5 protein-coding genes are annotated in these 11,351 nt (G+C 69.2%); 1 reads left to right on the top strand and 4 read right to left on the bottom strand.

Annotated elements, in window-relative coordinates:
- Nucleotides 1-85: 85 nt before the first annotated feature.
- The 3 genes from OV207_RS04205 to OV207_RS04195 all read right to left on the bottom strand — a co-directional run bounded on the left by OV207_RS04205 (nucleotide 86) and on the right by OV207_RS04195 (nucleotide 9,549).
- The gene (locus OV207_RS04205; protein ID WP_267552842.1) at nucleotides 86-7,330 is read right to left on the bottom strand and encodes an RHS repeat-associated core domain-containing protein; all 7,245 of its coding nucleotides are present in this window, start codon (nucleotides 7,328-7,330) and stop codon (nucleotides 86-88) included.
- A 423-nt stretch (nucleotides 7,331-7,753) separates the two neighbouring features.
- A complete protein-coding gene (locus OV207_RS04200; protein ID WP_267552841.1) occupies nucleotides 7,754-8,269 on the bottom strand; it encodes a hypothetical protein in 516 nt (171 codons plus the stop codon).
- 74 nt (nucleotides 8,270-8,343) lie between these two features.
- A complete protein-coding gene (locus OV207_RS04195) occupies nucleotides 8,344-9,549 on the bottom strand; it encodes a phosphatase domain-containing protein (RefSeq protein WP_267552840.1) in 1,206 nt (401 codons plus the stop codon).
- A 91-nt stretch (nucleotides 9,550-9,640) separates the two neighbouring features.
- Here OV207_RS04195 and OV207_RS04190 point away from each other — a divergent pair, with 91 nt between their 5' ends.
- Entirely contained in the window at nucleotides 9,641-10,423 is a 783-nt protein-coding gene (locus tag OV207_RS04190; protein WP_420715172.1) for a 4'-phosphopantetheinyl transferase family protein, read from the top strand.
- On the opposite strand, the gene OV207_RS04185 is transcribed toward OV207_RS04190, so the two are convergent.
- Nucleotides 10,420-11,202 carry a thioesterase II family protein gene (locus tag OV207_RS04185; protein WP_193430747.1) on the bottom strand — a complete coding sequence of 261 codons (783 nt, stop codon included), beginning with the start codon at nucleotides 11,200-11,202 and terminating at the stop codon, nucleotides 10,420-10,422. The genes OV207_RS04190 and OV207_RS04185 overlap by 4 nt on opposite strands.
- Nucleotides 11,203-11,351 lie beyond the last annotated feature (149 nt).

Raw genomic sequence — 11,351 nt, 5'->3', positions numbered from 1 at the left:
GCAGTCGGCTGACGGGAAATGGGCAGGGGCTACGGGGACCGGGGCAGGGTGGAGGACGGTGACTCCACCCCGCCGGGCATCAGGCTCAGGGCAGTTGCATCAGCATGTACTTGGTGCCTCTGGCGAACTTGTACGGCCGCAGGCTCCCGGGCTCGATGAAGTAGACCTGTCCGGCGTACTTGCGCACCAGGGTGACATGGTTGAGGGCGGGGTTGTTCCTGTGGATTCCGGCGACAATGCCAATCGACCCGTCCTTCCACGTGGCCACGGTCTTCGCGATGCCGCGCAGGCTCCTCGCCGGTACCGCCACACTGCCGGGGAAGTGCTGCTCAAGCTGAGCCAGGCGCATCCCTTGCCCGCTGTTGTGGGAGGCGCTCGCTGGCGATCCCCGTATCGTGTGATAGCCCGCGATGCACCTGTTGCCACAGTTGTTCGTGTAGGCCAGCTTGTTGCGAGCGAGCAGTCTCCCCATGCCGACCTGGCTGGTTTCAGCGGCCAGCGCCGGACCGCTGTCGACCCTGGGCGGCCTGATGATGGACGTCGGCTTCGGGGCCGCGATGGAGCCGGCGATCCCGGTGATCGATCCAATCAGATAGTCCGTGGAGCCCGGGTCCACGTTGCTACCGATGTTCCAGGTCGAACGCATGTTCTGAGTACAGCCGGGACACCAGAAGATGACGCTGTCGCCAACGCCCGAGGAGAAGTTGGAGATCCGGTCGAGCCCGGCGTTCTGGCTCGCGACGAGGGCCTCGGCGCCTTCGTCGGTGTTGGCGATGGCGTCGATCGCGGCCGAGAGCGGGGCTCCCGTCGCGGCGTAGGTGTCGAAGTCGAAACCCTTGGAGGTGAAGCCGCTGCTGACCGCGACCATCACCATCAGGTGGTGGCCGGCGACAGTCCGTGTGCCGCCGGACGCCTGGGAGAGCACGGCGCCAGGCGTAGGCCGGATGGTGGACTGGGGATTGGCGCCGCCCGTGCCCTGCTGCCCAGGGCCCGGCACGTAGATTTCAATGGGATTGATCTCCGTGGGCCCGCCATTCCCGCCCGGGAAGCCACCCCCACCGCCAGGGCCCTCCTCCCCCGAACCGCCCACGTCCAGACCCGACGGGTCGGACAGGTTCACCGGATCGTTCATCGCGAAGGCGTAGGGGTGGGTGCTGGCCGCGGTGCGGGGAAGCAAGAGCGGATCCCGGCTCAGGAAGCGGCCCAGGACAGGGTCGTAGATGCGCGCCCCCAGGTTCGACAGGCCGAAGGCCGCCAGCGCGTCCCCTCCGTTCCATTGCGCGGACGTGTAGAGGCTCGTGCCCGGGGTCGCCGTGCCGGACGACGAGGCTTCGCCGAAGGGCTCGTAGTGCACCCGTTGCACGAAGTCTCCATCGCGGTCCATGAAGTGACGGCCGCCGCGCGACTCGCCGAACGGATAGACCCAGTCCTGCTTGTAACCCCTGCGGCTGGCGACGATGCCGCCCGCGCCCGGGATGTTGCGCGTGATGACCGACTCCACGGTGCCGTTCACCACCCGGTCCCGGCGCTCGAGCAGGTTCCCCATCTGCCACTCATGCCGTGCGTCGACGGCGTTCGCTCCCTGGAGGTCGATTTCGAACAGGGTGCCCAGCGCGCCATGGTGGAACGTGGCCTGGCCGTTCAGGTCGGAGATGGAGCGAACGGCGCCGGACGGGAAGTAGCTCAGCGTGCGCATCCCCCCGGGCGTGGGCTGGGACACGACGTTGCCCCGGGCATCATGGAGGATGTTGCAGAGCGTGCCCCCCAGGCCCCCGTTGCCGTAGCCGACGCGACAGATTTGATCGCGGTCGGTGGAGCGATAGCTGAGCGCGGTGTCCCTGTCCGCCGTCAGGTCGTTCTTCGTGACGACGTTGCCGAGCGCGTCGTAGGTGAAGCCCCACCGGGACAGCGTCAGCAGGCTGTTGGCGCGCACCGAGCCCGCCAGCCGCCCCAGCGCGTCGTAGGTGTGCGTGGTCGTGACGCCCTTGGCCAGGCCGTTGTCCAGCTCCACCCGCGACTTCTCACGGCCCATCGGGTCATAGCCCTGGCGGACGATGCGACGGGACCCGATTGAGGAGGCGATGCTCGCTTCGCGCAGCATCCGCCGGCCCACGTCGGCGTAGACGGTGTAGGACTGGGTCGCCCCGCCGTGCAGGGCCTTCCGGACGCGCCCGAAGACGTCGATCTCCTCCGCCAGGTACAGCTCCTGGTTGTCCGAGTAGCGCACCTGGGTCAGCCGGTTCGCGGAGTCGTACTGATAGACGGCGCCCTCGTAGTCGTAGTCGGTGTCGGGCAGGTGGAAGCCGACCTCCGCGAGCGCGCCGTCCGCGCGGTAGCGCATCTTCTCCACGTAGGTGGTGCCCGTGCTGTCGATGAACGTTCGCGCGTTCGCCCGACCCTGGGCGTCGTAGCTGTAATAGACGTTGCCGGCCGTGGACTTCGTCCAGGCAAGCCGCCCCAGCACGTTCGTCGGGAGGATGAGGGACGTGGCGCTCACCCCGACGTCGTAGAAGTAGTCGTGCTGCGTCCCGGGCTCCACCACGCCGTTGGTCAGCTCCTCCTGGTGCTTGAGTCGGCCCAGGGCGTCGTACTGGCTGATCAGCCGGTGGAACGCGGTGGGCGAGCGGGTCGCGTCGGTCCAGCTCACCTCCAGGGGGTCGCCCCAGTGGCTGTACGTCGCGCTCTGGAGGGCGCCCTCGGGATCCTTCCATTCGATGGGCTGCCCGAAGGAGTCATACGTCCAGGTGGACTGCACGGGGCTGCCCGGCGCGACCGGCTCCAGGAACCGGGTCATGCTGGTGAGATAGCCCAGGCGATCATGGGTGAAGGTGGCGTGCTCCAGCCGCGCCGTGCCCTTCATCGTGGAGCGGGACAGCACGCGGCCCGCGGCCGTCATCGTGGCGGTCCGTGTCACGCCCGCCTGCGCGCTGCCCGCGAGCAGGGAGGACGCGTCGCTGACGGTCACGACCTCCTGGTTGTTGGCGAACGTGCGGGTGTAGCAGGTGGGGTAGCGCTCCGCGGCCTCGTCCGTCGCGGTGGCGAGGGTCTGGGGGCCATGGCCCTGGATGTTGCAGAGCGGCGTGCCGTCCGCGTTGAAGTAGGCCGTCGTCCCGTAGGCGGTCGCCGCGGCCTGTGAGGTGGGGTACGGGTCGGCCGCGAACTTCACCCGGCCGAAGCCGTCGTAGGTGCGCTCGCCGATGATCATCTTCTCGTAGGCGTAGTCCCCGCCCAGCTCCAGCACGGTGCTGCGCTCGCGGCCGAGCTCGTCCACGAAGCCCGTCGCGGTGCGGCCCGGGGCGGAGGCCTCGGTGCCGGGGAGGACGGGCTCATTGAAGACCTTGGCCACGACCCTCCGGCCGAGCGGGTCCGTGCCGGAGAAGCCCAGGTAGGTGGTCGTGGACGTCACCCCGAGCGTGCCCCCGGGGGGCGTCAGGGTGGTGCGCACGGGCCGGCCGTAGCCGTCGTAGTCGGTGCCCTCCCGGGTCTGGTTCTCATCCAGCGTGCTCAGCGCGGCCAGGCTGATGGGGTCTCGCGTGATGGTGGTGATGAGGGCCGGAAGGCCCGTGGCATCCGTGCGCTGCGACACCGGCAGGAGCCCGAACGCATCATGGGTGAGGGTCTCGACGCGCAGGGCGCCGTCCTCGCGCTGGCGGGTGACGCTGGTGACGTTGCCTGTGAGGCCGTCGTAGCTCGCGTCGTAGAGGCGCACCGACCCCAGGAGGGCGCCGGTCTTCGTCTGGTAGCGGTCGCGCGTGTGGGAGGTGGGGCGGCCCGCGGAGACGCTGCCCGAGGGCAGGTTGTCATAGGTCCAGGAGTCGGACGCGTACGTCAGGTACGGGGTCTTGTCGCAGTACCAGTACCGCCGTGACCGCAAGGCGTGGAGCACCCGGGGGCCCGTGCCCGTGGGCGTGGCGTATTGCGTTTCGATGCAGATGTCGTCGTCGCTCTGGGCGAGGTCGTTCTTGTGGAGGACGTTGAGGATGCGCCCCTGGTCATCGATGGCGCGCACCTCCGACGCGCTCTGCACGTTGTTGGTGGACGGCGGCGCGGCCTGGCCCCGCCACGAGCGGGTGGCGGTCGCATGGAGGAAACCGTGCGCCGAGCACGTGAAGAAGTCCGTGGAGGAGCCCAGGGCGTCGCCCACCGACTGGTTGTAGTCATAGGGATAGACCATCTCGATGCAGTCCACGACCGACGTGCCGCTGCCAGGGATCTCCTCGAAGACCTTCGAGGCCCAGTCGTAGTGCGTGGCGCCCAGCCGGCGCGGGTCGGTGTTGACGTCGAGCCCGAGCAGCACCCAGGGATCGGTGCCGATGGCGCTGAACGTCGTGATGTCACGCACCTTTCCGGCCCGCAGGTAGCGATTGAAGCGGTCGTTCTTGGTGGTGGCGTCCGCGGGGGTGAACTCTGGCAGCGGGTAGGTGTCCGTGAGGGTCGCGGTGCCCTCGTAGTGGATGACCGCCTTCAGGTACGGGCTCTGCTTGACGGTGGAGCGCAAGGCGACGGAGCGCTGATAGCCGGGCAGGGCGAAGGACTGGAGCACCGAGTTGTACTTGAGCTCCGCGCCGCCATACGCGTAGCGCGTCGCGACCAGCGTGCCCCCCAGGCCCTGGGTCCCGGTGGTCTCCACCGACGTGGCGACGATCTCCGGGAAGGGCACCTGGTGCGCCATCAGCGTGTCCTCCTTCGCGGAGCGGTAGCCGACCGTCGTCCTCGCGCCGTAGCCGTTGTCCATCTGGACGAGTCGCCCCGCTTCGGGCTTGCCGGGCCGGCTGCCGCCGACCAGCTGGTACACGTTCAGGTTGGAGCCACTGAGCCCCACCACCTCCGGCATGCCGTCCCCGTCGAGGTCGTAGAGCCCGCTCCTCGTGAAGGACTCCCAGCCGTCACAGCGCTCCCGCTCCGACGAAAGGGAGAAGCCCTGGACCGAGCCATCCACTTCGATGTTCACGGGCGGGGCGAACCCGGCGCCGGTGCCCACGGAGACGAACCACTCGCCGGTGGACCTGTCCTTCTCCATGAAGTCGGGGATGCCGTCGCCCGTGAGGTCCCGCATGCCCATCTCGTGCCAGGCGAAGAACGTCGAGTCTCCTGGCGGACGCGGGTTGGGGGTGAGGCAGGACTGCTCCTGGATGCTCTTCTGGAGGATGATCATCGCCTGCCGCGAGATGGATGGCAGGATGAGCTGGACCTTGGTGAAGCCACTGCCCGTGCCCAGGGAGACGTACTTCCCGCTCTGGACCCGATCAACGAGGGCGTCGCCATTGACGTCGACGAGGGCACAGCTCATTCCCTGATGGTTGACGGAGCCCTGCGCGACGTACCAGTTGCCGACACCGCAGGAGGCGTGCGCCTGGATCGTGATGGGGGCTGAGAAGGGATTGTTGCCTTGGCCGCCGGCCGGGCCGCCGACGTTGATCACGGCCTCGATCTGGTTGTCGGCACCCGCGAGCGGCCGCAGGTTGAAGGCGCGGGGGATGTTGATGACCAGTCCTTCGGTGTCATCGGGCTCGGGGTTCGGCGGAGGGTCGGGCACCACGGCGACCCGGGACGAGTTGAAGACCAGGTCCGGAAAGCCGTCACCATTGAGGTCCTTCAGCTCCCATTCGGTGAACGTCTGCTCACTGTCGGCCTCGAGCAGCCCGTTCGCGTATCGCTCACCGCAGAGGCCATTGCCCCAACCGTCGGGATAGTCCTTCCATCGCCCGCCGTCGAAGCGCCAGCAGGCGCCGCGCTTCTGGCTCCGTCCGTTGGTGCGGCTGGCAAGGGGCAGGTAGTTGCCGCTGAGGGTGTGTCCCCGGGCGACGAGGACGTTGTAGAGGGCGCTGACGTTGAAGGTGCGCTGCAACCACGTGACGCCGGAGGCGCCGGTTCCCGGGGTGTTCAGGTAGACGACCCAGTTGCCGGGCTCCTTGCTGGCGTCGATGACGTCCACGCGACCGTCGCCATTCACGTCAATGGCCTGTCGCCACGTCCGGTTGTGGTTGATGGCGGTGGGGTCGGTGGAGAAGCGTCCGATCGCCGCGCCATGGACCTCCCAGGGGCCGGTCGCGAAGGTGGCGTCCGCGAGCTGGGCGATGCCCGTCCCCGCGCCGAGCGTGGTGGTGCCGCCCGCGGCGGGGCGGTTGAGCGCCACCCACAGCTTGTCGTTCTTCTTGAAGACGACGTCAGGCCGTCCGTCGCCCGTCACGTCGGTCAGGCTCTGCCAGGTGATGAAGCCCGTTCCGCCGCCGGCTGGCGGGCTGTAGTGGGTGTCCAGGCTGGTGCCGGAGATCTGCCCGGTGTGCACGCCAGCCGGCTGCGCCACGGTCTGCGTCAGCTGGTACTTGAGCTTGTTGTCGGTCGTCGCGCTCCCGTAGCCGAAGCTCGCGACCGGCAGCGCGACGGAGGCCTCCGGGGTGCCCTGCCGGCCCGACTGATGGACGGCGCTCAGGCGCGGTTGTTTCGTGTCCGCGTCCGGCAGGTAGGTGAAGGAATAGCGGCTCAGCCGCGTGAGCCCGCTGGCGCAGGTCGCCCGGCTGCTCACGTCGAGCGTGCTCAGGGTGCGCAGCCGCGTCACCACGCGGTCCGCCATCATGGACAGGCGCAGGGGCAACGCCTCGTTGGGGCCGTAGGTGAAGGTGAGCTCGTGCTTGTAACAGCCCTCCTGCGGGTGCTTGTTGTAGCGGACGGACTTCAGGTCCAGCGTGACGCCGCTGGCCCCGGTTGCCCCCGGCAGCTCGGGCGTGGAGAGTTCGTATTCAAGCTGGACGGTGTTCCCGTTGGTGCCGGTGATGGAGGTGAGCAGCCACAGGCCAACTCCAGCGAGGTTGATGTTCTCGTGGAAGGTCCAGGTGCGGCCCTCGCCGTCGTACATCACCCAGGCGACGCCCTCCTGTTTGAGGGAGAGGTCGGGCGCGTCCGTCCGCGCCACCCACGTCGTCCCCTTGGGCACCAGGTCGATCATCTGCCCCTGGAGTGACAGCAGGACCTGCTCACGCCCCACCGGCGCTTCGCCTCCCCAGCTGTGCTTGGGCCGGCGGTTCGCGAAGGTGGTGTCCCGGCGGATGTACGTGAGCGGGATGTCCCAGCCCAGGCCCACCGCGCCCACGCCCCGCGCCCCGGACCCGATGGCAACCGGCACAGGCAGGCCGCCGCGCGCGTTGGGGAAGTCCAGCGGAACGGAGGCCGAAAAGCCTCCTGACGCGTTCACGCTGCCCGGCTCCGTGCCGGTGTCCGAAGCGCGCCCGCCGTAGTGGCCGCCCATGGGCGAGATCTGCGCTCCGCCGAAAACCGGCCACATCACCGCGACAAGACCCATGGCCAGACCCAGCCAGGGACTCCGAGACATCCTCTTCATGTGTGTACCCCCTCAGGTACGACCTACACGTTCGCCGTTGCCGGCGCCCCGAGGAGGCTAATAAAGGAAAATCAGGATAAGTGGAAGACCCCGGGGTGAGACCCCAGCCTCCGTCCGCGATGGCTTCTCTTCAGGGCCCGTGTCGGGGGCGGGCGCCATGTCTCACGTCCCCTGTGCACATGTCTGTCTTCAGGTGCGACGGAGTTGAGGCGGGTGTTGGTTTGTGCGGGGCTTCGTGAAACCTGGCGCCTGGATTTGCAATTGATTGTCCAGGCCCCATTTCATGTAGCGCCAGGAGGCCGGTGCCTTGGGTTCGGGGGCAGCCCATGACGCGTTCGAAAGTCATGCCGTGGCGGGAGCAGGGGTTGGCTCCTCCGGCCTGGTTGCGCTGGCGTCCTGCGCCCGCGCGGCGCTTCAGGTGCCCACGATTTCGATGGTCAGGGGCAGGGAGAGGGGGAAGGGCACGACGTCGCTGCAGTTGATGCTGTACGTGCCGGAGAGGGTGGCCTGGAGCTTCGCGCCCGACTCCCGTCCGCCGGTCCCCTGGGTGACGGAGAGCTGGACGGAGCAGGACCCTGCCTCGCCTTCCCCGCCTTCGGTCGGAAACGCCAGGTCGCAGGAGCCCGGGTTCACCTTGAAGGTGGACTCGCCTGTCATCGCCCCGGTCAGGTCGCAGTCCAGACCGACGATGGCGAAGCGCAGGTCCGTCTTGGAGTTCGCCTCCTCGGTGATGGCGAGCGTGGTGGCGATGGGGTCGGTGGCTTCGGGGACCCCCGTCACGATGAGGCTCAGCTGGACGGGGTGGGTGCCCGACACGTTGGAGCGCGTGTCCTTGAGCTCCGGGGTCGTGTCTTCGTCGTCCCCACCGCCACACGCGGCGCAGACGAGGGAGAGGGCAGCGGCGGAGGTCAAGGCAAGCGTGCGGAACATGGAGGTCATCTTCTTTCGGTACCCGGAGGAAGTACATCGGGCCGCCCGTGTGGACGCGAGCCATCCATCGCTATTCAAACAGACGGGGCGCGCGGCAGCGCCCGGGCCCGGGCCAGGTCGCGCGCCAGCTCCGCTTCCCGCGTCTGCCGTTGGGCGGGGGAGGGGAAGGTGATGGATGCCAGGGATTCGACGGCGGCGGTGGCGATGCGGTCCACGCCGTCCCGGGACACCACGCCGGCCTGGAAGGCATCCACCGCCGCGCCCACGTAGGTGTCGAAGAAGTAGACGTGCTGGGCGCGCCATTCCTCGCGCTTGTCCTCCGGCGTCGCCACCACGTCGTGGATGAACACGGCGCGCACTGTCTGGGGTTGGGCGGCGCGCATCCGGGCGCCGAACTCCACGTCCCCCTGGCCGCTGTCGCCCACGAAGACGAAGCCGTACTCCGGGAAGAGGCGGGCGTAGCGCTCGAAGTTCTCGAACTTCTTCTGCGCGATGCGGGTGTTGCCCACCAGGTGGAAGAAGCTGCCGGAGAGCATCACCGCCAGGGGGACGCCGCGCTCGCGCAGGGACTCCAGCGTGGCGTTCTCAATGAGGCCCAGCGGATCCTGCGGTCGCGCGCTCACGAAGGTGAGGTCGCCCGCGCGGCCCGGGATGAGGCCCGGCCCCCGGTCCAGCTCCTGGTAGAACGCGAGCACGCCCGGGTACACCGTCTTGGACGGGTAGCGCTTGTCCACCCAGTTGGCGAAGAACGTGTCGTCGATGTCGCTGAGCACCTTGTTCTCGCCGCTGGGGACGGCCTCCGCCTCACGCTGGAAGTGCTTCAGCACGTCGCCGCGCACGGCCGCGTCGTCCACGTCGCCGAACACCAGCTGTTGCAGGTCGTGATGGTCGCCCCCGGCGTCCAGCAGGTTCTTGAACGCGGTCAGCTCCCGGCCCTTGAGCCCGAGGAACAGGTCGCGCAGCCGCCGCTCCGCCTGCGCGTGCGTGGCGCCCTTCTGGAGCGCGGTGGCCAGGGAGGCCCGCACGGGCAGGGACAGCTCCGGGGCCCGGTGCGTGCACAGCAGCTCCAATAGCGCGGTGTGGTGGTCCGGCCCCGCCAGCCGGTCATCCAGGTCCGACAGCAGGCGCACCAGGTCCACGTTGGACAGCAGGAAGTTCAGCTCCTCGCCGGTGGCGCCCCGGAGCAGGTCCAGGATGCGAAGCTCGTCGTCCCGGTCCGTGTGGCCGGTCATGTCCTTGCGCAGTGCCTGGAGCTTCGTCGTCGCGATGGAAAGGTCCACTGGGGATCCCCTGGCGGCGGGCCCGGTCCGGGCCGTGGAGCGCGAAGCCTACACCGTGACATGCGCGGCGGTTCCTGCTTCCCTTGCGGACATGACGCTGGCCTCTCCCTTCAAGCCCCTGGAGCTGCGATCCGACGAGGTCCATGTCTGGCTCGTCGAACCCGAGCGCATCGACGACCCGAGCCTCCTGGCGGCCTACCTGCCCCTGCTGGACGCGCAGGAGCGGGAGAAGCAGCGGCGCTTCCGCTTCGAGCGCCACCAGCGCCAGTACCTGGTGTCACACGCGCTGGTGCGCCTGACGCTGTCGCGCTACGCGCCCGTCGCGCCGGAGGCGTGGCGCTTCGTGCCCAACGCGTACGGCCGTCCGGCCATCGTGGGCCCGGAGGGGCAGTGGCTGCGCTTCAACCTGAGCCACACCGACGGCATGGCGCTCATCGCGGTGGGCCGGGACGTGGACCTGGGCGCGGACATCGAGGACGCGCAGCGGCCGGGGGAGACGGTGGAGATCGCCGACCACTACTTCGCCCGCACGGAGGTGCAGGCCCTGCGCGCGCTTCCGAAGGAGCGTCAGCGGGAGCGCTTCTTCGAGTACTGGACCCTGAAGGAGGCGTACATCAAGGCGCGCGGCGCGGGCCTGTCCCTGCCGTTGGATCAATTCGCGTTCGACCTGGTGCCGGGCCAGATGCCCGCCATCACCTTCGACCCCCGCATGGGGGACGTGCCGGACGTGTGGCAGTTCGTGCAGCACCGGCCGTCCGAGCGTCACCAGGCGGCGGTGGCCTTCCGCCGGCCCCGGGGCGGGGCGCTCACCGTGCGCTGGCAGCACACCGTGCCGCTCGCCGGGGACGCTCCGCCGCGCTTCGTGACCGTCTAGGGGACGGCCGTCGTCCAGCGCGCCAGGTCTTCACGCACGGCGGCCAGCACCGCGGGCGCGTGCGAGCGGATGAAGAAGTGGCCCCCGTCGAACTGGCGGATGCGCACGTCGGCGGTGGATTCTTCGCGCCAGTGCTCGATGAGCTCCGGGCCCACGTGCTTGTCCGTCTTGCCGCTGTAGACGGACAGCGGGATGTCCAGCTTCGCGGTGTCCAGCCCGTCTCCCGACCACGCCAGCCCGAAGTCCGCGCGCAGCGTGGGGATGATGAGGTCCAGCAGCTCCTTGTGCTGGAGGACCTCCTCCGGCGTGCCTTCGTATTCGCGCAGCTTCGCGATGAAGCCCGCGTCATCCAGCTGGTGGATGGGTTCGCGGTCGTTGTGCGAGGGCGGCGGCGCCGCGGCGGCGATGAAGCCCAGCGGCCGGGGGCCGCCCTGGCTGCGCAGCTTCCGGACCACCTCCAGCCCGATGCGCGCCCCCATGCTGTAGCCGAACACCACGAAGGGCCGGTCCATCAGCGGCAGCAGCACCGGCATCAGCGCCTCCAGCAGCTCCGGCAGCGACCTGTACGCCGGCTCCATCAGGCGCCGCTCCCGTCCGGGAAGCTGCACCGCGCACAGCTCCACGCCCGCGGGCAGGGCATTGGCCCAGGGCGTATAGATGGCCGCGCTCCCGCCGGCGAAGGGCAGGCAGAACAGGCGCAGCTTCGGCTCCGGCAGCGGCTTGCGGGACGGAAACCAGCGATCAGGGGAGGAGGGCGTCGGAGGGGTCGCGCTTCGCATGGGGCGGCCGTCTATACCATGCGCCCCCGTCCTGGAATGGCCTCCCGTACCCGGGGTGAAGCCCGCGCGCGGCCCCCGGCGCACGCCCGGTGAGACATCCCTCCGGACAGGGGGACGGCCCTGTCTCATCCGGCGTGTTTCAAGGGGAG

The sequence above is a fragment of the Corallococcus sp. BB11-1 genome, from assembly GCF_026626625.1.
Taxonomy (GTDB): Bacteria; Myxococcota; Myxococcia; order Myxococcales; family Myxococcaceae; genus Corallococcus; species Corallococcus soli.
The sequence above is the reverse complement of the archived record's forward strand: the minus strand, read 5'-3'. Positions and strand labels throughout refer to the sequence as shown.

Bases quoted from the DNA above. Each gene is read 5' to 3' on its own strand.
- OV207_RS04205 (WP_267552842.1), bottom strand. From the start codon at position 7,330: ATGTCTCGGAGTCCCTGGCTGGGTCTGGCCATGGGTCTTGTCGCGGTG.
- OV207_RS04185 (WP_193430747.1), bottom strand. From the start codon at position 11,202: ATGCGAAGCGCGACCCCTCCGACGCCCTCCTCCCCTGATCGCTGGTTT.
- OV207_RS04190 (WP_420715172.1), top strand. From the start codon at position 9,641: ATGACGCTGGCCTCTCCCTTCAAGCCCCTGGAGCTGCGATCCGACGAG.
- OV207_RS04200 (WP_267552841.1), bottom strand. From the start codon at position 8,269: ATGTTCCGCACGCTTGCCTTGACCTCCGCCGCTGCCCTCTCCCTCGTC.